Origin of the sequence: Aeromonas sanarellii (assembly GCF_000820085.1) — a bacterium.
GTDB lineage: Bacteria > Pseudomonadota > Gammaproteobacteria > Enterobacterales > Aeromonadaceae > Aeromonas > Aeromonas sanarellii.
On the sequence record NZ_CDBN01000017.1, the window covers coordinates 1 to 25,045 of the forward strand.

The 25,045-nt window shown below is 63.7% G+C and carries 19 protein-coding genes and 1 pseudogene; 12 read left to right on the plus strand and 8 right to left on the minus strand.

The window, feature by feature from the left end:
* Window positions 1-18: 18 nt before the first annotated feature.
* Window positions 19-1,029 carry an NAD-dependent epimerase/dehydratase family protein gene (locus tag BN1132_RS03415; protein WP_042075044.1) on the minus strand — a complete coding sequence of 337 codons (1,011 nt, stop codon included), beginning with the start codon at window positions 1,027-1,029 and terminating at the stop codon, window positions 19-21.
* A gap of 232 nt (window positions 1,030-1,261) precedes the next feature.
* Here BN1132_RS03415 and tsaA point away from each other — a divergent pair, with 232 nt between their 5' ends.
* Complete coding sequence (tsaA, locus tag BN1132_RS03420; protein WP_042075047.1) at window positions 1,262-1,966, plus strand: tRNA (N6-threonylcarbamoyladenosine(37)-N6)-methyltransferase TrmO; 705 nt, start codon at window positions 1,262-1,264, stop codon at window positions 1,964-1,966.
* A gap of 54 nt (window positions 1,967-2,020) precedes the next feature.
* Here the strand turns inward: tsaA and BN1132_RS03425 are convergent, their stop codons facing one another.
* The 3 genes from BN1132_RS03425 to BN1132_RS03435 are packed head-to-tail and all read right to left on the minus strand — an operon-like array spanning window position 2,021 to window position 5,202.
* Entirely contained in the window at window positions 2,021-3,142 is a 1,122-nt protein-coding gene (locus BN1132_RS03425; protein WP_042075048.1) for a beta-ketoacyl-ACP synthase III, read from the minus strand.
* A 53-nt stretch (window positions 3,143-3,195) separates the two neighbouring features.
* A complete protein-coding gene (locus BN1132_RS03430; protein WP_042075049.1) occupies window positions 3,196-4,359 on the minus strand; it encodes a vWA domain-containing protein in 1,164 nt (387 codons plus the stop codon).
* A complete protein-coding gene (locus BN1132_RS03435) occupies window positions 4,360-5,202 on the minus strand; it encodes an AAA family ATPase (protein WP_042075051.1) in 843 nt (280 codons plus the stop codon).
* A gap of 163 nt (window positions 5,203-5,365) precedes the next feature.
* Between BN1132_RS03435 and cysK the strand changes: the two genes are divergently transcribed.
* The 8 genes from cysK to BN1132_RS03475 all read left to right on the plus strand — a co-directional run bounded on the left by cysK (window position 5,366) and on the right by BN1132_RS03475 (window position 13,277).
* On the plus strand, window positions 5,366-6,334 hold the full coding sequence (gene cysK / locus BN1132_RS03440; protein WP_042075052.1) for a cysteine synthase A: 969 nt from the start codon (window positions 5,366-5,368) through the stop codon (window positions 6,332-6,334).
* 443 nt (window positions 6,335-6,777) lie between these two features.
* Window positions 6,778-7,035, plus strand: a complete 258-nt coding sequence (locus BN1132_RS03445) for an HPr family phosphocarrier protein (protein ID WP_005303128.1) — start codon at window positions 6,778-6,780, stop codon at window positions 7,033-7,035.
* Between the two features lie 44 nt (window positions 7,036-7,079).
* Window positions 7,080-8,807, plus strand: coding sequence for a phosphoenolpyruvate-protein phosphotransferase PtsI (gene ptsI, locus BN1132_RS03450; RefSeq protein ID WP_042075053.1), 1,728 nt, complete (start codon window positions 7,080-7,082; stop codon window positions 8,805-8,807).
* Between the two features lie 43 nt (window positions 8,808-8,850).
* A complete protein-coding gene (gene crr / locus BN1132_RS03455) occupies window positions 8,851-9,360 on the plus strand; it encodes a PTS glucose transporter subunit IIA (protein ID WP_010673569.1) in 510 nt (169 codons plus the stop codon).
* A 360-nt stretch (window positions 9,361-9,720) separates the two neighbouring features.
* Window positions 9,721-10,302, plus strand: coding sequence for a TetR/AcrR family transcriptional regulator (locus BN1132_RS03460; RefSeq protein WP_042075057.1), 582 nt, complete (start codon window positions 9,721-9,723; stop codon window positions 10,300-10,302).
* A 108-nt stretch (window positions 10,303-10,410) separates the two neighbouring features.
* Complete coding sequence (locus BN1132_RS03465; protein WP_042075059.1) at window positions 10,411-11,274, plus strand: NAD(P)-dependent oxidoreductase; 864 nt, start codon at window positions 10,411-10,413, stop codon at window positions 11,272-11,274.
* 15 nt (window positions 11,275-11,289) lie between these two features.
* Entirely contained in the window at window positions 11,290-12,507 is a 1,218-nt protein-coding gene (locus BN1132_RS03470; protein WP_042075060.1) for an MFS transporter, read from the plus strand.
* A gap of 152 nt (window positions 12,508-12,659) precedes the next feature.
* Window positions 12,660-13,277 (plus strand): nitroreductase family protein, encoded by a 618-nt coding sequence (locus BN1132_RS03475; protein WP_042075063.1) that lies wholly within the window; start codon window positions 12,660-12,662, stop codon window positions 13,275-13,277.
* 254 nt (window positions 13,278-13,531) lie between these two features.
* On the opposite strand, the gene BN1132_RS03480 is transcribed toward BN1132_RS03475, so the two are convergent.
* From BN1132_RS03480 to BN1132_RS03490, 3 genes are all read right to left on the minus strand, one after another.
* Window positions 13,532-17,287, minus strand: a complete 3,756-nt coding sequence (locus tag BN1132_RS03480) for an AAA family ATPase (RefSeq protein ID WP_042075066.1) — start codon at window positions 17,285-17,287, stop codon at window positions 13,532-13,534.
* The gene (locus BN1132_RS03485; RefSeq protein ID WP_042075068.1) at window positions 17,284-18,510 is read right to left on the minus strand and encodes an exonuclease SbcCD subunit D C-terminal domain-containing protein; all 1,227 of its coding nucleotides are present in this window, start codon (window positions 18,508-18,510) and stop codon (window positions 17,284-17,286) included. Before BN1132_RS03485 ends, BN1132_RS03480 begins: the two co-directional genes overlap by 4 nt.
* 110 nt (window positions 18,511-18,620) lie before the next feature.
* The gene (locus tag BN1132_RS03490) at window positions 18,621-19,049 is read right to left on the minus strand and encodes a GNAT family N-acetyltransferase (protein WP_010673565.1); all 429 of its coding nucleotides are present in this window, start codon (window positions 19,047-19,049) and stop codon (window positions 18,621-18,623) included.
* A gap of 179 nt (window positions 19,050-19,228) precedes the next feature.
* Between BN1132_RS03490 and rdgC the strand changes: the two genes are divergently transcribed.
* Window positions 19,229-20,140 (plus strand): recombination-associated protein RdgC, encoded by a 912-nt coding sequence (gene rdgC, locus BN1132_RS03495; RefSeq protein WP_010673564.1) that lies wholly within the window; start codon window positions 19,229-19,231, stop codon window positions 20,138-20,140.
* 192 nt (window positions 20,141-20,332) lie between these two features.
* Here rdgC and BN1132_RS03500 read toward each other — a convergent pair whose 3' ends face one another.
* Complete coding sequence (locus BN1132_RS03500; protein ID WP_042075069.1) at window positions 20,333-21,229, minus strand: LysR family transcriptional regulator; 897 nt, start codon at window positions 21,227-21,229, stop codon at window positions 20,333-20,335.
* A 258-nt stretch (window positions 21,230-21,487) separates the two neighbouring features.
* On the opposite strand from BN1132_RS03500, the pseudogene BN1132_RS03505 reads away from it, so the two are divergent.
* Together BN1132_RS03505 and ggt are read left to right on the plus strand one after the other, a co-directional pair.
* A pseudogene (locus BN1132_RS03505) lies at window positions 21,488-22,877 on the plus strand (MFS transporter).
* A gap of 162 nt (window positions 22,878-23,039) precedes the next feature.
* Window positions 23,040-24,821 (plus strand): gamma-glutamyltransferase, encoded by a 1,782-nt coding sequence (ggt, locus tag BN1132_RS03510; RefSeq protein ID WP_042075071.1) that lies wholly within the window; start codon window positions 23,040-23,042, stop codon window positions 24,819-24,821.
* Window positions 24,822-25,045 lie beyond the last annotated feature (224 nt).

Sequence of the window (25,045 nt, forward strand, 5' to 3'; positions counted from 1 at the left end):
CCCCGGGGTGCCCTCTTCTTATTCCTGCCGACACGCGCCGGATGAGAGCGTGGAGTCACACCGCTGCCACAGGGCCTGCTCCTCGGCGGTCGTCATGCCCGCCTGTGGCCCCCGGGGGTTGCCGGCCAGCCACTCCACCAGATCGGCCACCGTCTCCTCCAGGGGGCGGAAGTTCAGCCCGTGGACGATGGCGGCCTCGGCGCTGATGCGGCCATAGCCCGCATACTCTGGCTGCTCGTTCGGCAGCAGGGTGGGATAGGTCTGCCAGGGCTCGACCCCCGCCTTTATCAGGGCGGCCCAGGGCCGCCACTGGGGTTGCAGTGCCGTCGCCGGCACCAGCCGGGCGGCGAGGCGCTCCACCCAGTCCGCCAGGGGGATGCCTGGCTTGATCAGGTTGTAGCAGCCTTCCAGCCGCTGCTCGGCGGCCCGCAGCACGAACTCGGCGCCGTCGCGCACATCCAGGTATTGCAGCCTGTCCTGCCCCTCCCCCGGCAGCAGCCAGGGCCCCCCTTGCTGCACCCGCCTCACCCACCAGGCCAGGCGACCTGTGGGATCGAAGGGGCCGCACAGCACGCCGGGGCGCAGTATACAGAGCCGCTCCCCCCAGCGGGCCCGATACTCGGCCTCACACAATACCTTGAGCGGACCGTAGCCGGTGGCTGACCCGTCGGGGGCCACTTCGTGCAGCGGCGCCGACTCGTCCATCCCGGGCCGGGCGAAGTCGCGATAGACGCTGATGGTGGAGATGAAGATGAGGCGCTCGCAGCGCCCCACCAGGGCGGTGGAGAGGCTGGCTGCCTGCTCGGGACGGTAGCAGCAGGTGTCGATGGCGAGATCCCAGTGCAGCCCCTCGCCGCGCAACGCGCCGAGATCGTTATCCCTGTCCCCTTGCAGTGACGCCAGCTCGCGCCAGTCCGGGTGCTGGCGGTGGCCGCGATTGAACAGTGTCACCTCGTGACCCCAGTCCAGGGCCAGCGAGGTGAGGTGGCGGCCCAAAAACCCGGTGCCGCCGATAATCAGCAGTTTCATCCCTGTCTCTCCTTCACGGCGCGGCCCGCTGCCGATGCCACGCCCGTTTTGCTTGCCCGCCCAGCGTGCGCGCTTCCAGCGCCCACCCTACGCAAGTTGGCGGCGCGATACAGCCCTCGGGCGGTCGGGATGGGAGCGGGATCACGGCAGATGGAGCCGGCAGCCCGCAGGGCACGCCTGCGTTTTGGGGCCTGCTGTGCTACATTGCCGGGGTTTTCAGTCAGGATCCGCCATGAAGTTCGAAATCGACACCCTCGGGATCATCCGCTCTCCCTACAAGGAGAAATTCGCCATCCCGCGCCAGCCCGGCCTGGTCAAATCGGCCCGCGCCCGCCTCGAGCTGCTGCCTCCCTACGATCAGCCGGACGCGCTGCGCGGCATCGAGCAGTTCTCCCACCTCTGGCTCAGCTTCGTGTTTCACCAGACCATGGCGCAGGGCTGGCACCCGACGGTGCGTCCGCCGCGCCTCGGCGGCAACGAACGGGTCGGGGTCTTCGCCACCCGCTCCACCTTCCGCCCCAACCCCCTCGGCCTCTCCGTGGTCGAGCTGCACGGGGTCGGCCGCGAGCGCGGCAAGCTGTGGCTCGAACTCGGCGCCGTGGACTTGCTTGATGGCACCCCCGTCGTCGACATCAAGCCCTATGTCCCCTATGCCGACAGCCTGCCGGATGCCCGCGGCGGCTTCGCCCCACAGGCCCCCACCCCGCCGCTGTCGGTGAGCTTCAGTGCACAAGCCGAGCAACAGCTCGCCCCCTGGCTCAGGCGCCACCCCGAGCTGCGCCAGCTGGTGAGCGAAGTGCTGGCCCAGGATCCCCGCCCCGCCTACAAGCAGGGCAAGCCGGACGACAAGGAGTACGGCGTCAGGTTGTTCGATGTGAACGTGCGTTTTCAGATAAAAGAACCGGAATGCCTGGTCTTGGCCATCGAACCCGTTTGAATAAGTCGTTGAGGCAACATGAAAAAGCCACCCAAGGGGTGGCTTTTTTGTGCATCAGCGCCGTTGCAGCAGCAGGCTGCCGATGGAGTAGCCGGCGCCGAAGGAGCAGAGCACCCCGCGGGCCCCGCTCGGCAAGTCCTGGTTGAACAGGTGGAAGGCGATGATGGAGCCCGCCGAGCTGGTGTTGCCGTAGCGGTCGAGGATGACCGGCGCCTCCTGCTGGCTGGCATCGTGGCCCAGCAGCTTGCGCCCGATGAACTGGTTCATGGTGAGGTTGGCCTGATGGAGCCAGAGCCGGCTCAAGTCATCCGCCGCCCAGCCCTGCTCTTCGAGCTGGGCGGCAATCTGATCGCACACTAGGGGCAGCACCTCCTTGAACACCTTGCGCCCCTGCTGGCGGAACAGCTTGTCGTCCCCGTAGCGGGTGCGGGGGCTGAAGCGGTTCAGGAAGCCGAAGTTGTTGCGGATGTTGTTGGAGTACTGGGTCACCAGCTTGCTCGCCACCAGCTGCCAGGGGGCCGCGACCTTGCAATCTTCTGCCCGCTCCAGCAGTACGGCGGTGCAGGCGTCACCGAAGATAAAGTGGCTGTCTCTGTCTCTAAAGTTGAGGTGCCCCGAGCAGATCTCCGGGTTCACCACCAGCGCCAGCTTCGCCGTGCCCGCCGCCAGCATGTCCGCCGCCGTCTTGATGCCGAAGGTGGCGGAGGAGCAGGCCACGTTCATGTCGAACGCCATGCCGCCCGCCCCCAGGTAGTGTTGCAGCTCGATGGAGAGCGCCGGATAGGGGCGCGGCATGTTGGAAGCCGCCACTATCACCAGATCGATCTCCCCCGGCTCGCGGCCGGCGGCGATCAGCGCCTGCTCGGCGGCGGCGACCGCCATCTCCACCATGATGGAGGGCTGATCGTCGGGCCTCTCCGCCATGAGCGGCTGCATGATGTCGGGATCCAGCACCCCCTCCTTGCTCACCAGATAGCGACTCTTGATGCCGGAGGCCTTCTCGATGAACTCGCAGCTCGAATGCTGTTTGGCATCGAGCTGGCCCGCATCGATGGCGGAGGCGTTCTCTTCGTTGTAGAGATCCACATACTGGTTGAAGGCGGCCACCAGCTCTTCGTTGCTGACGGCATGGGACGGGGTATAGAGGCCCGAGCCACTGATTACGATAGGGGTCATCTTTGCTCCTGGCCGGGTGCAATCCCGGCTTGTCTGTTTTTAGGGTCAGAGGGTCACAGCCGATCGATCGCACCGGCGAGACCCGCCAGGGTCAGCGGGTGCATGCGCCCGCCGATCACGTCATTCATCAGCTTGATGGAGGGGTGCCAGAGCCACTCCTGCCTGGGCAGCGGATTGATCCACACCAGCCTGGGGAAGTGCTGTTGCAGGCGCGCCAGCCACACCTGACCGGGCTCCTCGTTCCAGTGCTCCACGCTGCCGCCGGGCCAGGTAATTTCATAGGGTCCCATCTTCGCATCCCCCACAAAAATCACCCTGTAGTCGCTGCCGTAGGTGCGCAGCAGCCGCAGGGTGTCGAAACGCTCCTCGAAACGGCGGGCGTTGTCCTGCCAGACGAAGTCGTAGAGACAGTTGTGGAAGTAGAAGAACACCAGGTGTTTGAACTCGTGGCGCAGGGCCGAGAAGAGCCGCTGCACCTCGGCCACGTGGGCATCCATGGAGCCTCCCACGTCGAAGAACACCAACAGCTTGACGCCGTTGTGGCGCTCTGGCCTCAGCTTCACATCGAGCCAGCCCTGACGGGCCGAGCTGTGGATGGTGTCGTCAAGATCCAGCTCCGAGGGGCTGCCCTTGCGAACCCAGCGCCTGAGCTTGCGCAGGGCGAGCTGGATGGCGCGCTGGCCGAGGACGCTCTCGTCACTGAAGTTGCGATAGTGGCGCGCCTCCCACACCTTGGTCGCCCTGCCATGCCGGCCCTCTGCCCCCATGCGGATCCCCTCGGGGTGATAACCGCCATGGCCGAAGGGACTGCTGCCCCCGGTGCCCACCCACTTGTTGCCGCCGGCGTGACGCTCTTTCTGCTCGAGCAGGCGCTGGTTGAGGGTCTCCAGCAGCTTGTCGAGACCGCCCAGAGATCTGAGCAAGGCTCTCTCCTCCGGACTCAGCAGCCGCTCGAACTCCTTGCGAAGCCACTCTTCCGGCAGTCGCTCCGGCAGCAGGGGAATGGCCTCCAGCCCCTCGTAATACTCGGCGAAGGCGCGATCGAAGCGATCGTAGTGGGCTTCATCTTTCACCAGCAGGGCGCGGGAGAGCAGGTAGAAGTCATCCAGGTCGACGCAGGCCAGGCGGGCCGCCAGCGCACCATGCAGGTCCAGCAATTCGCGCAGCGAGCAGGGCAGCTGGTGGCGGCGCAGGTGGAGGAAGAAGTCGATCAGCATTCAGCCGCCGCGTCGCGCCAGGAAGGCGAGCTTCTCGAAGAGATGCAAGTCCTGCTCCGTCTTGAGCAGGGCGCCGTAGAGGGCGGGCACCAGCTTGCCCGGCTCCCGGTTGCGCAGCGCCTCGGGAGCGATGTCGTCGGCCAGGAGCAGGCGGATCCAGTCCAGCAGCTCGGAGGTGGAGGGCTTCTTGCGCAGCCCCTCGACGGCCCGCAGCTCGAAGAAGAGCTCCATCGCCTCGCCGAGCAGGCTCTCCTTGAGATCCGGATAGTGCAGCTGGACGATGGCCTGCATCTCGGCCTTGTCGGGGAAGCGGATGTAGTGGAAGAAGCAGCGGCGCAGGAAGGCGTCCGGCAGCTCCTTCTCGTTGTTGGAGGTGATGATGACCACGGGGCGCTGGCGCGCCCTGACCCGCTCGCCGGTCTCGTAGACGTCGAACTCCATGCGATCCAGCTCCAGCAGCAGATCGTTGGGAAACTCGATGTCGGCCTTGTCGATCTCGTCGATGAGGAGCACGGGTCGCCGCTCGGCGGCGAAGGCCTGCCACAGCTTGCCCCGGCGGATGTAGTGGCTGATTTCCCCCACCCGCGGATCGCCGAGCTGGGAGTCCCGCAGACGGGCCACCGCATCGTATTCGTAGAGCCCCTGCTGGGCCTTGGTGGTGGACTTGATGTGCCAGCTGATGAGTTCGGCACCGAGAGAGTCGGCCACCGCCTCCGCCAGCACCGTCTTGCCGGTACCGGGCTCACCCTTGATGAGCAGCGGCTTCTCCAGCACGATGGCGGCGTTGACGGCCATACTCAATGACGCCGAGGCGAGATAGCGGTCGCTTCCTGCAAATCCCATGAGATCCATTCCTTTGGTTGCCAAAGAAGCGGGTGGCCCCTCGGCAAGAGAGAATAAGTTCTATATGTTGTAATAACATATTGTTATAACGATTCGTCACTTCTCATTCAGAAACCACAGGGTAATCTTGTTTCATCGCCTTAACAAACACAGGGATAGCACCATGAGCAAAATTTTTGAGGACAACAGCCAGACCATAGGCAACACCCCGCTGGTTCGTCTCAACCGTGTTACCAAGGGCCGCGTGCTGGCCAAGATCGAGAGCCGCAACCCGAGCTTCAGCGTCAAGTGCCGGATCGGTGCCAATCTCATCTGGGATGCCGAGAAACGCGGCCTGCTGACCAAGGGCAAGGAGATCATCGAGCCTACCAGCGGCAACACGGGCATTGCCCTGGCGTTCGTGGCTGCGGCCCGTGGCTATCCCATCACATTGACCATGCCGGCCACCATGAGCCTGGAGCGTCGCAAGCTGCTCAAGGCCCTGGGTGCCAACCTGGTGCTGACCGAGGGACCGCTCGGCATGAAAGGCGCCATCGCCAAGGCCAACGAGATCCTGGAATCCGAACCGGGCAAGTACGTGCTGCTGCAGCAGTTCGAGAACCCGGCGAACCCGGAAATCCACGAGCAGACCACGGGCCCCGAGATCTGGGACGCCACCGACGGTGAAGTGGACGTGTTCGTGGCGGGCGTCGGCACCGGCGGCACCATCACGGGTGTCTCCCGCTACATCAAGCAGACCAAGGGCAAGGCCATCGTCTCTGTGGCGGTCGAGCCCAGCGAATCCCCCGTCATAAGCCAGAAGCTGGCCGGTGAAGAGATCAAACCGGGTCCGCACAAGATCCAGGGCATAGGCGCCGGCTTCATTCCGGGCAACCTGGACCTGAGCCTGCTGGACCGCGTCGAACAGGTGAGCAGCGACGAAGCCATCGAGATGGCCCGCCGCCTGATGGAAGAGGAAGGGATCCTGGCCGGGATCAGCTCCGGCGCCGCCGTGGTCGCCGCCAACCGTCTGGCCGAGCTGCCGGAGTTCGAGGGCAAGACCATAGTCGTCATCCTGCCGAGCGCCGCCGAGCGTTACCTCTCCAGCGCCCTCTTCGCCGGCGTGTTCAGCGAGCAAGAGCTGCAACAGTAGTTGATCGGCTTACATCAAAACGACGGCGCTCCTCGGAGCGCCGTTTTCATTATGCGCTAAACTCAGTAGCCATCAGTGTCAGTCGGCCCCTTATTTTTTGGGGTAAAATAACAAACTCGGACATGACAAAAAAAGCAGACATTCTGTGATAAATCTCATATCCTGTGCGGCGTCACGAGGTGTTTACCGGCCAGGTATCACAAGGTAACAAAGTGTTATTTTTCGTTATAAAATAATTTCAGGCCAGTCCTGACGCGGCTTGTAGCGCGATAACGAAAAAAGACCTGGCCACAACGCCGAATACTGCACAGAAAATTGACCTGGATTAAACCATTGCAGGTCTGATTTCGTTACTTTACAACATATCCATACTGACACGGTGAGACAGGAAGCCTCATTAGCGACCATCTCTCCACACAATATCAATAATATGGGGTGAAACCATGTACGAGAAGTCTGTTGTTATTACTGCTGAAAACGGCCTGCACACCCGTCCTGCAGCTCAGTTCGTGAAAGAAGCCAAAGAATTCCAAAGCGAGATCACTGTGGTCTCCGGTGGCAAGTCCGCCAGCGCCAAGAGCCTGTTCAAGCTGCAGACCCTGGGTCTGACCAAGGGCACCAACGTGACCATCCAGGCCGACGGCCCGGACGCTCAGAAAGCCGTTGAGAAGCTGGTTGCCCTGATGGACGAGCTGGAGTAATCCAGCTTTACTCCTCCCCCACAGTCGTTTTAATAGGAAGGATTATGATATCTGGCATTCTTGCGTCCCCCGGTATCGCATTCGGCAAGGCGCTTCTTCTGAAAGAAGATGAAATCGTTATCAATCAGGGCAAGATCCCTGCCGAGCAGATTGATGCCGAGATCAACCGCTTCCTCGAAGCCCGCACCAAGTCAGCCGCCCAGCTGGAAGCCATCAAAGAGATGGCCGGTCGCACCTTCGGTGAAGAAAAAGAGGCCATCTTCGAAGGCCACATCATGCTGCTCGAAGATGAAGAGCTGGAAGGGGATATCAGATCCTTCATCAAAGACAACAAGGCATCCGCCGACAGAGCCATCTTCGAAGTGATCGAACAGTACGCCAAGATGATGGCCGAGCTGGATGACCCTTATCTGCGCGAGCGTGCCACCGACTTCCGTGACATCGGTACCCGTCTGGTCAAGAACGTACTGGGCATCGCCGTTGTCAACCTGAGCACCATAGACGAAGAGGTCATCCTGGTCGCCAAAGACCTGACCCCATCCGAAACCGCTCAAATCAACCTGAAATACGTGCTGGGCTTCGTCACCGACATCGGTGGCCGTACCTCCCACACCTCCATCATGGCCCGCTCCCTGGAGCTGCCGGCCGTCGTGGGCACCAACGACATCACCGAGCGCGTCAAGAACGGCGACATGCTGGTGCTGGATGCGATCAACAATCAGGTCATCATCAATCCGACCGCAGAACAGCTGGCCGAGGCCAAGAAGTTCCAGGCCCAGTTCCAGGCCGAGAAGGATGAGCTGGCCAAGCTCAAAGACCTGCCTGCCATCACCCTGGACGGCCATCAGGTCGAAGTGTGCGCCAACATCGGGACCGTCAAGGATACCGAGGGTGCCATCCGCAACGGCGCCGAGGGCGTGGGTCTGTACCGTACCGAGTTCCTCTTCATGGACCGTGACGCGCTGCCGACCGAAGACGAGCAGTTCAAGGCCTACAAAGAAGTGGCAGAGGCCATGCCTGACCAGCCGATCATCGTCCGCACCATGGACATCGGCGGCGACAAAGAACTGCCCTACATGAATTTCCCGAAGGAGATGAACCCCTTCCTGGGCTGGCGTGCCGTGCGGATCTTCTTCGATCGTGCCGACATCATGAACGCCCAGCTGCGGGCCATCCTGCGCGCTTCCGCCTTTGGCAAGCTGCGCATCATGTTCCCGATGATCATCTCCGTCGAAGAGTTCCGCAGCCTCAAGGCCACCGTGGAGACGCTGAAAGCCGAACTGCGCGCCGAAGGCAAAGCCTTTGATGAATCCATCGAAGTGGGTATCATGATCGAGACCCCGGCCGCGGCCGTGATGGCTCATCATCTGGCCAAGGAAGTGGATTTCTTCAGTATCGGTACCAACGACCTGACCCAGTACACCCTGGCCGTCGACCGTGGTAACGAGATGATTTCCGCCATGTACAACCCGCTGTCACCCTCCGTCCTGACCCTGATCAAGATGGTGATCGACGCTTCCCATGACAATGGCAAGTGGACCGGTATGTGCGGTGAACTGGCTGGTGACGAACGCGCCACCCTGCTGCTGCTGGGTATGGGTCTGGATGAGTTCTCCATGAGCGCCATCTCCGTACCGCGTATCAAGAAGCTTATCCGCAATACCAACTTCGAAGATGTGAAGGCAATGGCAGACCAGGCCCTGAGCTATGCGACCGCCGCCGAAATCGAAGCCTGTGTAGATAACTTTATTAAGCAGAAGGCAGTCTGCTAAGATCGGCTGCAAACAGCGACAATCATCTCTAGGAGCTTTTACTATGGGTCTGTTTGATAAACTGAAGAAACTGGTTTCCGACGACAGTTCTGACACCGGCGGCATCGAAATCTTTGCTCCCCTGTCTGGCGAAATCGTGCCCATCGAAGATGTGCCTGACGTTGTCTTCGCCGAGAAGATCGTCGGCGACGGCATCGCCATCAAGCCGGCTGGCAACAAGATGGTTGCTCCGTGCGACGGCACCATCGGCAAGATCTTCGAGACCAACCACGCGTTCTCTCTGGAATCCGACTCTGGTATCGAACTGTTCGTTCACTTCGGTATCGACACCGTCGAGCTGAAGGGCGAAGGCTTCACCCGTATCGCTCAGGAAGGTCAACAGGTCAAGCGCGGTGACACCATCATCGAGTTCGATCTGGCCGTGCTGGAAGCCAAAGCCAAATCCACCCTGACGCCTGTGGTCATCTCCAACATGGACGAGATCAAAGAGCTGGTGAAGATGACAGGTGCCGTGACCGTGGGCGAGACCCCGGTGATCCGCATCAAGAAGTAAGTCAGGCTTACGCCGACCAACAGCCCAGCAGGCCTCGCCTGCTGGGCTTTTTTTTTGTTGTCGAACATAGTCCATCACAGGCTTGTGACGGGTCATCGGCGAGCCTCCACCACTGCGATATCACCTCCTTCATAGGCCCACTCACGCGCGCCAGTCCCACTGTGCCTCATTCGTCCCATGTCCCCCTTGGCACCCTATGCAGACTGTCGCAGACAAGCTATCCGGCAAGCTGCACGCCCAAGTGCGGGGTCGGTCCCCCTTTCACCATACCGCCCGACGATGGGCGCCCCGATAGTTCTTGACGCTTGTCAGGCCAGAACGTAGATTTACAGGAACGATCATTCCAAATGGGTGAATGCCATGCGTACCAAGACGTTCGAACCCGACGAGATTGCCGATGCCGCCATGGAGGTCTTCTGGCGACGTGGCTATGCGGCGACCTCGGTTCAAGATCTTGTCGAAGGCACGGGTCTGTCCCGCAGCAGTCTCTACAGCACCTTTGAGAGCAAGCAAGGGTTGTATCAGCAAGCGCTGATCCGCTATCAGGCCGTCACCGCATCCAATGTCGCGCTGCTGGACAGTTCTGGTGATGCCAAGGATCTGATCCGACAGTTGCTGATACGCATCCTGGAGGACGAACTGGGTGACCGACAACGACGAGGTTGCCTGGTGGCCAATGCCTCCTTGGAACTTGCAGGCCAGGATGAAGCCATCGCCAGGCTGGTGGCACACAACTTTCAGCGCTTGCACAAGGCATTGGAAAGACTGATCCGGCGAGGGCAACAATCGGGCGACATCCCCCCCGGAAAGAGCCCGCGGGCGCTGGCCTGGTTCTTCGTCAATACCATTCAGGGCCTGCGTGTGCTGGGCAAGGGCAGCCCCTCAGAGCAGCGACGCCAGTGCCTGCTTGACGTGATCGACACGGCTCTGGATACGCTGTAGGTCCTTTATCCACCGGCATCCTGGCAGACGTGTGCCTGGGGGCCGGATATTGATTTAACTAAAATTGGAATGATCGTTCCAATTATATTCATCATCAGAGGAGTCCCCATGAACGCACATCGACATGTCACCTTGGCCATACTCGGTACCGGTCTGATCGGTGCACCGATCGCACGACATTTTCACAGGCGGGGGTTTAAGGTTCATGCCTGGAATCGCACCACCCCCAAGGCCCAGGCACTGGCCTCTGACGGTATTCTGGTGTTCGACACCCCTGCAGATGCCGTGCGTGACGCCGACCTGATAGTGACAGTCCTCAAGGACGGTCCCAGCGTTGAGCAGGTCATGCTGAGCGCCGCTCCGGCCTTGAAAAAGGGGGCCATCTGGTTGCAGTTGAGCACTGTCGGCATAGAGGGCATTGACACCCTGGTGGCACTGGCCGCACAGCAAGGGCTGGTGTTCTACGATGCCCCGGTGCAGGGCACTCGGCAACCGGCTGAACTGGCCCAGCTCATCGTTCTGGCATCAGGTCCAGTCGCACAGCGAGCAGCCGCCCAGGCAGCCTTCGACGCCATTGGCAAACGGACCCTGTGGGTGTCGGAGCAAGCAGGCGCCAGCAGCCGTCTCAAGCTGGCCCTGAACCACTGGGCCTTTTCCCTCACTCACGGCCTGGCCGAGAGTTTGGCCCTGGCCAAGGGGATGGGCGTCAATCCCGCTCTGCTCATGGATGTGATCACGGGAGGACCGATGGACAGCGGCTATTTTCAGGTCAAGGCCGCCGCCATCCAGGCTGACAACTACTCGGCAAGCTTCACGATCGTCAATGCAGTGAAAGATGCCCGTCTGATCGTCGAGGCCGCTGAGCACGCAGGTGTGCGACTCGATACGGCAAAGGCCGGCCTCTGGCGTTTTGAGCGGGCGCTGGAGGCCGGACACGGCGACAAAGACATGGCCGCGTCCTATCTCGCCTGAGGTGATGAGTACCATATGAAGAGCGAATATCATGAGAGTCCGACACCCAAGGCGATTGTGGACGCAGAGGGTCTGCCAATCGGGAAACTGCTGGCATTCACCACGGCGGGCTTCCTCGCCATCATGACAGAGACCATGCCTGCCGGGCTGTTGCCGCAGATCGGCCAGGGGTTGGGCGTATCCGGCTCCCTCGCGGGTCAGCTGGTGACGCTCTACGCACTGGGTTCCGTCCTGGCGGCCATTCCGATTGTAGCCGCCACTCGCAACTGGAACCGCAAACCGCTATTCCTGCTGGCGCTCGGCGGACTGCTGGTGTTCAACACCCTCACCGCCTTGTCCAGTCACTACGGCCTGACCCTGGGGGCACGCTTTGTCGCAGGCATGGCGGCAGGGGTGGTGTGGGGCTTGCTGGCCGGGTATGCGAGACGCATGGTGCCGACGCACCTGCAGGGTCGTGCCCTGGCTGTCGTCGGTGTCGGCCAGCCCATCGCCCTGGCCATTGGTGTGCCATTGGGAACCTGGTTGGGCACCTGGTCTGACTGGCGCGGCGTCTTCTGGATCATGTCGGCGCTGTCGTTACTGTTGTTTCTCTGGGTATGGCTGTCGGTACCGGGCTTTGCGGGCCAGTCGGCCAGGCAGCGAGTCCCCATCCGACACATCTTCCGGATGCCAGGCATTCGCCCGGTCCTGCTGGCTCTGTTCGTCTGGATACTGGCGCACAACATTCTCTATACCTACATAGCGCCCTTCCTCGCATCGGTTGGCCTGGGGGAATGGGTCGATGCCATGCTGCTGCTGTTTGGCGTCGCGTCCATCGTGGGGATCTGGCTCACCGGCCTGCTGGTGGATCGCTTGCTGCGCACGCTGACGCTGCTGAGCCTGGCCGTATTCACCACAGCCGCGTTGATGCTTGGCTTCTCCTGTTCATCGCCATGGGCCGTGCTGCTAGGCATCACGCTGTGGGGGCTGACCTTTGGCGGTGCGCCGACCCTGTTGCAGACCGCGCTCTCGGATAGGGCGGGCGACGAGGCCGACGTAGCCCAATCCATGCTGGTGACCATGTTCAATCTCGCCGTGGCGGGAGGGGGGGTACTGGGTGGCATGCTGCTGGAACACCTGGGCGCGGCGTCCTTCTCTTGGACGATGGCGGCATTGGCGCTGCTGGGCCTGTCCATCGTCTGGTCATCCCGCCAGCATGGCTTCAGGCCGGGCCACCGTGCCGCCCTGCCCTGACTGGCTCGGCCCATGATAGCGGCAACGACGGGCTGTGGGCATTGGCCGCACTCAGGGGAGTGGTTGTGCTCATCGCTAGCCCCGCTCATGGACGCTCAGGCGTTGCGAGCCATCACACACTTCTTCCATACATTTTCTTACTGGACCATGACATGACGACAGCCATTCAGAACATCATTGACGCTCGTACTTCCATCAATCACTTTCAGCCAGACCGCCCTCTGGAGGATGGGGTGATTGCATCCCTGATCAGCCTCGCAACCAAGGCGCCCTCGGCTTACAACATGCAGAACTGGCGATTCATTGCCGTGCAGTCCGAGGCGGCCAAGCGCCGCCTGAGAGCCGCCGCCTTTGAACAGCAGAAGATCATGGATGCCTCGGTCGCCTTCATCGTCTGCGGCACCCTGGCGGCCCACTCTCAGTTGGCCGCCACCCTGCAGCCCAGCGTGAAACACGGCATCATGGCGCAGCAAGTGGTCGATGGATGGGTCAGCCTGGCCAGCACGGCCCATGAGGGGAATGTCCTCCTGCAGCGGGATGAGGCCATCCGTTCTGCCTCCCTGGCCGCCATGACACTGATGCTGGCGGCACAGGGGATGGGGCTGGGGTCGTGCGCCATGAGCGGATTCGATGCTGTGCAGGTCGCTCGGGCGTTTGAACTCTCGACGAGCGAGCTACCCGTGATGATCGTCGCAGTGGGTTATCCCGCCACCAAGAACTGGCCGCAAAAGCCCCGCAAGGCCCTGTCGGAAGTGCTGTCCATCGTTTGATGCCATGACGATCCACACCGGGGGGCCCGCATCAGAGCGCAGGGGACGGCCACAAACATCTGGGCCCTGTCGATCCGCTCGGGTGCCATTGACCACTCCTCTGATGAACGACAATCCAGGCTCCATTGCTCGGTCTCGGACCAATCCAATGGTCTGCCTGAGCCACAGCCCGCAGGCCAGACTTGCCGGACTGCATCTTTTCGGCCCCCTCACAGGGGCCTTCTTGTTCATGCATGGTCATGGATGACACGTCGTCAGCCGGGCAATACCACCCGGCTTTCGCCGCCGCCGAGGGCCTCCACCCGCACCTGCACGCCGATCCGCTCCACCAGGGTCTGCACGTGGGAGATGACCCCGATCTGGCGGCCGGCCGCCTGCAGGGAGTCGAGACTTGAGAGCGCCAGATCCAGGCTGTCGGGATCGAGCGTGCCGAAGCCTTCGTCGATAAACAGCGATTCGACCTGGGTCTGGCGCGACGACAGGCTGGAGAGGGCCAGCGCCAGCGCCAGCGATACCAGGAAGCTTTCACCGCCGGAGAGGGAATCCACCGAGCGCACCTCATCCCCCATGTCGAGATCCACCACCTGCAGCGCCAGATCGGTGCCGGGCACTCGCTCCAGCCGATAGCGGGGGGAGAGCTCGGCGAGCTGGGCGTTGGCCTCCAGCAGCAGCCGCTCCAGGGTGAGGCTCTGGGCGAAGGTGCGCAGCTTGGCGCCGCTGGCCGAACCGATGAGATCGGAGAGTCGCTGCCAGTGATCCGCCACCGCCTGCTGGGCGGCCAGCGCCTCCTGCAAGGTGCCCGCCTTGAGGGCCGCCGCCTCTGCCTGGGCCAGCGTGCTCTTGCACTGGAACAGCTGCTCGTCGAGGGCACGGCAGTGTGCCTCCAGCGCCGTCAGCCGGCTGTCGAGCTCCGGTGGCGCCAACGCAGCCAGCTCGGGGTGATGCTCGCGGTAACGATCCCGCTTGCTCTCCTCCAGCGCCAGCGCCCGCTGCCGCTCGGTCAAACGGGTACGCGCCTCGGCGCGGGCATCCTCCAGCGCCTGCAAGGCGGCGCGGCGCGCCTTGAGCTCATCCGGGCTCATGGCCAGCAGGCGGCGCAGGTCATATTCGGCGATGCCGAGGCTGCTGGCGTGGGCAGCCCAGCGCCCCAGCACCTCCCGTCGCCGCCGGCTGCTCACCTGCTTCTCCTGCTCCAGATGGCTGAGACGGGTCTTGAGCTCGGTCTGGCGCTCGCGCAAGGCGCGGGCCGCCCCCTGCATCGTCTCCAGCTCGCTGGCCAGTTGCTGCAGCCGCTGCTGCCAGCGGCTCTCGACCAGGGCAATCTCCTCGCCCCCCAGGCAGGTGGCACGACTGGTAACCAGTCCCTGCCGTTGCTGTTCATGCTCCTTGTAGTCTCGCTCGAGCTTGTGCAGCAGCTCGCGCTGGGTCTGCAGGCGCGCCTCCTGGGCGCTCAGGGCCGGGGTGAGGCTGGCAATCTCGCCGGTCAGCCGCTCCCACTCGCTCTGACCGTGCAGCCAGGCCTCGCAGGCCCGCTGCCACTCGCGCCACTGCTGGCTGCCCAACCACTGACGCCAGGGCTGGCCTCCCATCTGCTCGTCGAGCCGGCTGCCCCCCTGCTCAAGGCGCTGGCGCAGGGTCGTTTCCTGCTCGCCCATCCCCTTCACCTCCCCTTCCAGGGCGATGCGCTGGCGGTCGGCCTCCTGCCACTGCTGCTCGAACTGCTGGTGCTGGCTGGCCAGCTGGCTCAGCTGCTGGCGCACGGCCTGCAACTGCTGCTGCCCCTGCTGGGCCTCGCGCAGTTGCTGCTGGCTGCGGGCCAGCCCCTGCTCCAGACTCTGGCCGCGGCCTAGCAGGGTACTCATCAGTTCGTTCCACTCGATTGGGCTCTGACGCAGCGGCAACGGATGGCCCAGCAGCTCGGCACCGCCGAGCTGCTGCCAGCGCTGGGTCAGCTGCTCGGCGCGCGTCTCCAGCTCAGGCAGATGTTGCTGACGCACCGCCAGCTGGCGGGCCAGCTCCTGGCGCTCGCTCTCGCACTGAATGTATTGGTGATTGAGCCGATCCCACTCAAGCTCCAGGCTGCGGACGCGCTCCGCCAGTTGCCCCAGAATACCCGCCACCTGTGGCTGGCTCTGGTGATAGGGGTGCTCCTCGGCGCCGCAGAGCGGGCAAGGTTCACCGTCGCGCAGGATGTGGCGATGCTGCTCGAAACTGGCGATGGCACGGGACTGCTCCAGCGCGTGGCGTGCCTCGTCCCGTTGCAGGGCGAGCCGCTCACGGGCCGGCGTCAGCTCGTCGCCGAGGATGGCCAGCTTGCCGAGCGCCTGCTCCAGCTGGGCGATCTCCTGCTGCAGGCGACCATGCTGCTCACCGTGATTGCGGCCATAGTCGGCCAGCTCCAGCAACTGGCGCAGCTGGCCGAGCTGCTCGGTCTGCCCTTGCCACTGCTCCTGCGCCTTGGCCAGGCGCCCCTCCCACTGCTGCTCCTGCAGCTCGTGCTGCTGTTGCAGCAGCCGCGCCTGCTCGCGCAGCCAGTAGTCGCGCTCCTGCTGCCCCTGCTCCAGCTGGTGTTGCAGTTGCCTGAGGGCGCGCAGCTTGTGTTCGCGCAGGGTGAGAAGCTGCTGCAGCCTGTCGGCATCCTCGGCCCAATCCTGCATGGCGGTGAGCAGGGGCTGCCACTGGCGGGCCACCGGCGCCAGCTCCTTGTGCTCCTCAAGCCAGGCACCCCACTGCTGGTGCTGGCCCTTGAGCTGCTCCACCTGCTGGCACTGCTGGCGCCAGCCCTGCTCCAGGGTGAGCTGCACCTCCCGCTCCTGCGCCCCCTCCTGCTGGATCTTCTGCAGTTGCTGCTGCTTTTCCCGAATGCGGGTGTCGAGCTCCTGCGCCCGTTTGAGTTCAGGCTGCAGGGCGCCCCACTCGCGCTCGGCGGCGATCTTCTCCGCCAGCAGTTGCTGTTCGGTGAGGGCGCTCTGCTGGGTCTGCTCCTCCAGCTTGCCAAGTTCAGGGCCAAGCTCGGCCAGCGCCTTCTCCTGCTGCTGCACCTCCAGGGTGAGGCGAGCCAGTTCGTCGTGATCCGCGCGGGCCACCTGGGCCTGCTCAGCGCGGACGAACTCCTCGCGCTCGGGGGCGGCCGCAGCGTGGGCCGCCTCGGCCGCGGCAAGGGCCGCCTCTCCCTCCTGACAGGCCTGCAACTGGGCAGCGATACGGCCGTTGAGATCGCGCAAGTCCTGCATCAGCTGCTGTTGCTGCTGCTCGTGTTTGAGGCTGGTGGCGAGGCTGACCTGCTGGCTCACCCACTGCTCGCGGGTCGCCTCGTCCATCAGCGCCACGTCGCCGAGCCGCTGGCGGATGGCGGCCAGTTTCTGCTGCTCCTCCCGCGCCCGCTCATGGGTCTGGACCGAAATGGCGGAGTAGAGCTCGGTGCCGGTCATCCGTTCGAGCAGTGCCGAACGCTCGTCGGCGCTCGACTTGAGGAAGGCGGCAAACTCCCCCTGGGGCAGGATGACGGCGCGGCGAAACTGCTCCCAGGAGAGTCCCACCAGCTCGTCAATGCGATCCTGCAGCTCCCGCTTGCTGCCACTGAACACCTGGCCCGACGCCACGTCGGTCAGGCTGCGCTCCTGGGCCTGAAAGCGCCCCTCGGCGCGGTTGCGAGCCCGGCGCACCGCCCAGCGGGCCAGCCAGACACGGCCGTCACAGCCGCGAAACTGCACCTCGGCAAAACCGCTGGCGTGGCCGCGGCTGAGGATGCCGCGCACATCGTTGGCCTTGAGCTTCTCCTCGTCATCCATGCGGCCCACTTCGGCGACGTTCTTGCGATTGGCGATAAAGCGCGGCATCTCGTCGTAGAGCGCCAGACAGATGGCATCGAGCAGGGTGCTCTTGCCCGCGCCGGTATTGCCGGTGATGGCAAACAGGCCGGCGGCCCCCAGGGCGCCACCGGCAAAATCGATGGTGAATTGACCGGTCAGGCTGGCCAGATTCTCCCCTGACAGCGACAAGATTTTCATTGGCTGGACTCCTTCACCTGCTCCAGGATCTCTTCAAACGACGCCACCAGCTCGGCCTCCGGCTCCCCGTCGAACTGACGCTGATAGCAGAGGCGAAACACCTCGGTGGGGGAGAGCTCATCGAGCCGGCGCTGGCCGGCACCGTCCGCCAGCCCCTGGCCCGAGCCCTGATAACTGGTCGTGATGCGGGCAAGGCGCACCGGCTTGTCGCCGATGGCGGCCAGTACGCGCTCGCGGATGCGGGCCTCGGGTTTGGGCAGCAGCAGCCGCACCTCGAGGAAGGGCTGCGCCTGCTGCGGGCAAGCGGGCAGCGCCAGCGCCTCGATGGCCTGGAGCGCCTCGTCGAGGCCGCTCTGGGGCAGGCGGATCATCTCCACCGCGCGGGGCACCGGGATCCGCTCAAGCCGGGCCAGCTTGCCCCCCTCAAACGTCACCTCCAGCACCTGATGGTTGTAGTTCGCCTCGGCCAGCGAGAGCGGCAGCGGCGAGCCGCTGTAGTGCACTCCCTCGGCCGGGCTCTGGGCCAGGTGCAGGTGACCCAGCGCCGTGTAGTCGGCGGCGGCAAACAGCTCGGCAGGCAGGGCATGCTGGTTGCCGCCAAGCACCCGCCGCTCGGAGAGCTCGGAGAGCTGGCCCGCCGCCAGATAGGCGTGGCCCATGGCGATGAGGGCCTGATCCGGATGGCAGCGCGCCCGCCCCTCGCTCAGCACCGCTTCATAGACCTGGCGTACCCCTTCGATGAGTCTGTCCTGCCCCTCCCTGAGCCCGTCGGGGCGCAGATCGCTGCTGCGCAGAAACGGCACGGCGGCGCACCAGGCGGCCACCTCGCCGTTTTTGCCTCGCAGCGGCACCAGCAGGCGCTCGGTCTCGAGGCGCCCCTCGTCGTCCCGACTGATGCTGCCCACCAGATGGAGGTCGAAGGCGCGCAGCAGCTCGTGGGGGGCATCCAGCTTGGAGGGGGAGTCGTGGTTGCCGCCGATGAGCACCATCTCCAGTGCCGGGTGCTCGGCCCGCAGCCGTGCCAGGAAGCGGTAGAGCTGCTGCCAGGCACTGGCGGGAGGGTTGGCGGTGTCGAACAGATCGCCCGCCACCAGCAGGGCATCGATGTCGCGGGTCTTGATGGTGTCGGCCAACCAGTCGAGGAAGGCGTCGTGTTCGAAGCGGCGGTCGTGGCCGTGAAGCTGATGACCGAGGTGCCAGTCGGCGGTGTGCAGGATCTTCATGGAAAACGGCTCGATAAGAAGAAGAGAGCGGGGGCGAGGGCGCCCCGGGATGGAGACAAGATGAGGATGGTGCCCCCCGTTTTCAACCGGGGCAGCCCCAGACGTCAGATTCAGACGGCTTGGTAATGCATCTGGTACTGAAGATGGCCAGTGAGGGGATCGGGCACCTCCCCCCCGATTTCAAAGCCGTGGCGGCGGTAGAAACGCACCGCCGGCTCGTTCTCCACGAAGACCCGGGTATGCAGCTCGGCACATCTGGATCTGGCTTCCTGCAACAGGGCGTGCCCCACCCCCCGCCCCTGCCTATCGGGGCGCACGAAGAGTGCAGCCAGGTAATCATCCACCAGCGCCATGAAGCCGAGCAGGTCCCCTCGCTCCTCGAACACCCAGATGCGGGCGTGATCGAGGTAGCGGGTACGCAGCTCCTCCTGAGCCTGCCACCAGCAGGAGGCATCGACGAAATCGTGGGCCTGCAGGGAGGCCAGGAGCCAGATTTCGACGATCTCTTCCATGTCTTCCGGCCGACTCTGTCTCAACATGGTCGCCTCCTTGTCAGCAATGTGAACACTCGCAGTCTAGGGGAGTTGGGCCCGCTCCCGGGGGATCAAGGTGGGGCCCTGTGAGGTCGATCGCCCTTTATTTAGCGAGAATGATTGGCTGATCACAAAGCGCCTCTCTAGTACAATGCCCGCCGGACAATCTAGAGACCGAGGACGCCATGTGGTTTAAAAACCTGCAGATTTACCGCTTTACCCGCCCCTTCGACCTGACCGTTGAGCAGCTGGAAACCCAGCTGGAAGCCTGCGCCTTCACCCCGTGCGGCAGCCAGGACATCTCCCGGTTCGGGTGGGTCAAGCCCCTTGGCAAATTCGGCTCCACCCTGACCCACGCCGCCTCTGGCCACATCCTGCTGTGCGCTCGCAAGGAAGAGAAGATGCTGCCCGGCACCGTGGTCAAGGAGATGCTGGCGGAGAAGGTAGAGGCCATTGAATTCGAGCAGGGCCGCGCTCTCAAGAAGAAAGAGAAGGAGGCGCTGAAAGAGGAGATCATGCACACCCTGTTGCCCCGCGCCTTCAGCCGCACCAGCCAGACCTTCGCCTGGATAAACCCTGCCGACAACCTGATGGTGGTGGATGCAGGCTCCGCCAAGAAGGCGGACGATCTGCTGGCGCTCTTGCGCAAATCCATCGGCTCCCTGCCGGTAGTGCCGGTGGCCCTCAAGAACCCGCCCGAGATCACCATGACCGAGTGGCTCAACGAGGGCAACCTGCCCGCCGCCTTCACCCTGGAGGACGAAGCCGAGCTGCGCAGCGCCATGGAGCACGGCGGCATCATCCGCTGCAAGCAGCAGGATCTGATGAGCGAGGAGATCAAGAATCACCTGGCCAACGACAAGCTGGTGACCAAGCTGGCCCTCAACTGGGGCGAAACACTGAGCTTCGTGCTGGGGGATGATCTCTCCATCAAGCGCCTCAAGTTCAGCGAAGAGCTGCGCGAGCAGAACGACGACGTCACCAGTGAAGATCCCGCCGCCCGCCTGGACGCCGACTTCGCCCTGGTCACCGCCGAGCTCTCCCAGTTCATCCCGGCCCTGTTCGCCGCCCTGGGTGGGGAAGAGCAGTCCATCTAGTCAGCCCGCAGGCGACAGACATCATCATAAAAAAACCGCCTGATGGCGGTTTTTTATGTCTCGATGACTCCAGCCCGGCATGTCGACGGGCTACGCCAAAGCCGAAGAGCGCGATGGAAGGCCGGCACCTTCGCTGTTCCCTCGATGCACTCAGGACGCTACCTCGGGCGTGTTGCCGGAATACCGCGCCCCTTACCCGCCCAACACCTTCTTGTCGACCAGGAAATCCACAAACACCCTCAGTTTGGGCGCCATGTAGCGATTGCCAGGCCAGAGGATGGAGAACTGTCCGCCTTCGACCACATAGTCATCGAGGATGGATACCAGCGCTCCCGATCCTATGCCCTCACGGACGGCGAAATCGGGCAGGTAGGCGATTCCCAGCCCAGCCACCGAGGCGTAGATCAGCCCTTCCACGCTGTTGAACGTGTGCGTGGTCGGAACAGACAGACACGGGACATCCGTCCGTTCGGTGCCAAGCCCCCACCCCTGCAACTGGCCCGTCGTCGGGAACCTGTACCGCAGGCAGTCATGGCCCACGAGGTCAGCCGGAGCTTGCGGTGTGCCGCGTTCGGCGAAGTAGCGCGGGGCGCCCACCACCACAAAGCGGAACGTGCCCAAGGGACGAGCCTTGAGCTGGGAACTGCCGGTATCACCGCTGCGGATGACGGCATCCACTCCCTCGGCGATGACGTCGATCAACCTGTCGTTGAAGTCGAAATCGAGTCTGATGTCGGGATACCGGGCAGTGAATTCGGGCAGAACGGGCATCAACATCCGATAGCCAATGGCCGGCACGCCGATTTTCAGCTTGCCGCTGGGACTGCCCGCCAGCCGGGACAACTCGGATTCCGCCTCTTCGATTTCTTCGACGATGCGCTGGCTGCGATCGAAGAAAAGCGCGCCTTCTTCCGTCAGGCTCAGGCGCCGAGTACTGCGGTTGAACAAGCGCACCCCAAGCTCGGCCTCCAGGCGTGCCACGCTCTTGCTGATCGCAGAGGCGGACACTCCCAGGCGCTTGCTGGCCGCGACAAAACTGTTTGCTTCCGCTGCGCGGACGAACGCCATCAATCCGCTCAAACTATCCATCGCCATCGTTCAATTAGTGAGTTTTTGTCATTTAAGAAAGGAATAATGCCATATTTTTCAATGACTGGTGATCTTTTAGCATGTCATGCATCCCCCATGACCTATGCGGCCCCTGCAACCAGCGGACCGCGCCGAGAGATACCGATGAAAGTCACCAATACCGTCATTCGCCACCATCAGGCGTCGCTGCTTGCCGCCATCTGCCTGGCGGCCCTGATCCTTCCTCTCAGTTTCACTGGCGGGACTGTCGCCACCCCCATGATCGGTCGCGATCTCGGGGGCAGTCCGCTGGCACTGAACTGGATCACCAATGCGTTCATGTTGAGCTTCGGCAGCCTCCTGATGACGGCCGGTGCATTGGCCGATACCTTCGGCCGCAAACGGGTGTTTGCCAGCGGTGTGCTGGCTTTCGTGATCATCTCCATCGTCATCGCCTGGGCACCGAACATCCTCTGGCTCGATGTGCTGCGCGCGGCTCAGGGAATCGCCGCAGCGGCGGCATTGGCAGGCGGGTCGGCGGCGCTTGCCCAGGCGTTTGACGGCATGGCGCGCACGCGAGCGTTCAGCCTGCTGGGCACCAGCTTTGGTGTGGGACTGGCTTTCGGCCCGCTCCTGGCGGGGCTGGCGTTCTGTGTTCTTCTCAAGTGCCTGCGTGGGTGCACTCGCCTTGCTGCTGGGAGTGCCCAGGATGCTCGAATCGCGCGACCCCGATGCGGCGGTTTTTGATTGGGCTGGCGCGGTCAGTTTCACCGGCGCACTCGGTTTGTTCACCTGGGGGGTTCTGCAATTGCCGGCCAGCGGCTGGGGCAGTTGGCTGGCGTGGGGGCTGCTGCTGGGCGCCGCCCTGTCATTGGGGATTTTTCTTGGCGTGGAGAGACGTGCGGCCCGCCCGATGCTGGATCTGTCGCTGTTTCGGTATCCGCGCTTCCTGGGCGTGCAGATGCTGCCGGTGGCCACATGCTATTGCTATGTGGTCTTGCTGGTGTTGCTCCCGTTGCGGCTGATCGGCATTGAGGGCAAGAGCGAGGTCAGCGCCGGGATGAGCATGATCGCCTTGTCGATTCCGATGTTGATCGTGCCCAGTCTGGCGGCCAGCCTGACACGCTGGGCCTCGGCCGGAAAAATCTCGGCACTGGGGCTATTTGTCGCTGCTGCCGGGCTGTTCTGGCTCGGCAAGATAGCCCCATCGGATCCTCACGCATCGCTGCTGGGGCCGCTCCTCGTCATCGGCATCGGCACGGGGCTGCCGTGGGGCTTGATGGATGGTTTGGCGGTCAGTGTCGTGCCGAAGGAGCGCGCTGGCATGGCGACGGGGATTTTCAGCACGACGCGGGTGGCGGGCGAAGGCGTGGCCATCGCCATCGTAGGTGCGCTGGTGACGCTGTTCATCCAGATGCACTTGCCGCAAGGCAGCGCAGCGGCAACCATTGAGACGGCCCGGCAGCTTGCGATGGGCAATGTCGCCGCCGCAAGCCAGGTCTCCAACGACAGTGCCCAGGCTCTGATCCGCGCCTATGGGGACGCTTTCCAGTGGCTGATCTATGTGCTGATGCTCGTCACGGTTGGCTCTGGCGTTGTCGTGGGCTGGCTTCTGGATGAAGCCACTCCAGCGCCGCTGTATGGCTTGAACCGGCAGCGAGCCAACTAGCCGTCAGGTGCAGGGTGCAGCCCCTTCCCAGATTCGCCTTGTGCCTTGTGGCGTTCTTCCTGATAGTTTTGTAACCATATGAGTATTAACAACAATCTTTTCATCAGGTTCCAAGTGTGACACATTTCGACTGATGAACAAGAAACCGACAAGGAGCCCGTCATGTCCCTCAAACCCCTCGGCCTGCTGGTCGCCTTCGGCCTGCTCGCCGGCTGCGCCCCCCAGAGCGCCTTTCACTATGTCCCCCCACCCCAGACCCTGATCGCCCCCGAGGCGGCGAGCGGCTGGACCGACAAGCCGGGCTGGCAGGGTCGCCACTTCATGGTGGCGGCGGCCAACCCGCTGGCGGTGGACGCGGGCTACCAGATCGTCAAGGCGGGAGGCAGCGCCGTGGACGCGGCCATCGCGGTCCAGCTGGTGCTGACCCTGGTGGAGCCGCAGTCGTCCGGCATCGGTGGCGGCTCCCTGTTGCTGGTGTGGGACGGCAAAGGGGTGGTTGCCGTGGATGGCCGGGAGACGGCCCCCGCCGCCGCCACGGATCAGCTGTTCATGCAGGATGGCAAACCCATGGCCTTCTACGACGGCGTGGTGGGCGGCCGCTCGGTGGGCGCCCCCGGCACGGTGCGCGCCCTGGCCCTGGCCCACGGGCGCTATGGCAAGCTGCCCTGGGCCACGCTGTTCGAGCCCGCCATCGCCCTGGCGGAGCAGGGCTTCATCATCAGCCCGCGCCTCGCCACCCTGATCGCCAAGGATCCCTATCTCGCCAGAGATCCCGAGGCCCGCGCCTACTTCTATCAGCCGGACGGCTCCCCCAAGGCGGCGGGGACCCGGCTCACCAACCCGGCCCTGGCCAGGGTGCTGAGAACCCTGGCCCAAGAGGGGGCAGATGCCTTCTATCGGGGGCAACTCGCCGACGCCATGGTGGCCAAGGTGCGCAGCCACCCCACCAATCCAGGCGTGCTGGCGGCGGCGGATCTCGCCAGCTACAGCGCCAAACTGCGGGACGGCCTCTGCTTCGACTATCGCCAGAGCGAGGTGTGCGGCTTCCCCACCCCCTCCTCCGGCACCCTGGCCCTCGGCCAGATCTTCGGCATGCTGGAGAGCCGGGACATGGCAGCGCTCAAACCCGTGCCCGGGCCGGACGGCCGGCTGGCCGCCTCGAGCGATGCCATCCACCTCTACAGCGAGGCGGCGCGGCTCGCCTTTGCCGACCGCAACCAGTACGTGGCCGACGCCGACTTCGTCGAGGTGCCGGTGGCCGGCCTGCTGGACAAGGGCTATCTGGCCGAGCGGGGCCGCCTCATCGGCAACCGCTCCATGGGGGTGGCCCAGCCCGGCAAGCCGCCCCGTTCGCTCGCCCGTGGCCGGGATGCCACTCCAGAGCGCCCGTCCACCAGCCATGTCTCCATCGTCGACCAGGCGGGGATGGCGGTCTCCATGACCAGCTCCATCGAGGATGGCTTCGGCTCGCGGCTGATGGTCAACGGCTACCTGCTCAACAACCAGCTCACGGATTTCTCCTTCACCTCGGTGGATGCGGCCGGCCTGCCGGTGGCGAACCGGGTCGAGCCCGGCAAGCGTCCGCGCTCCTCCATGTCCCCCCTGCTGGTGTTTGACAAGCAGAGCGGCGAGCTCGAGATGAGCCTGGGCTCCCCCGGGGGCTCGGCCATCATCAACTACGTGGGCAAGGCGCTGCTGGGGACCCAGGACTGGGGGCTCAATCTGCAGCAGGCCATCGCGCTGCCGAACTTCGGCAGCCGCAACGGCCCCACCGAGCTGGAGCAGGGGCGCACGCCAGATGCCGTGGTTCAGGGGTTGAAAGCCAGGGGACACGAGATCCTGCTGGGCGAGCAGACCTCCGGGCTGCAGGGGGTGCAGCGCAATGCCGGTGGCTGGCTGGGCGCCGCCGACCCCAGGCGGGAGGGGATCGCCAGGGGCGACTAACCCGCCCTTTGCGCCCGTTTCTCGCTGACGACGGAGGAGGGCCGCCTCCTCCGTGCCGTCGGCGGCAGGGTGAACCGCAGCGAAGAAAACAATCGCGGATTGATTTTTCCTGCCAAAAATTGCATTCAAGAGTCAGCCTTTCACTTTAAAACAATGCGTTACAGACATTTCCCGTCAAAATCCCTCTCAATCTTGGAATAATGTTGTCCAAGCCATAAAAATGC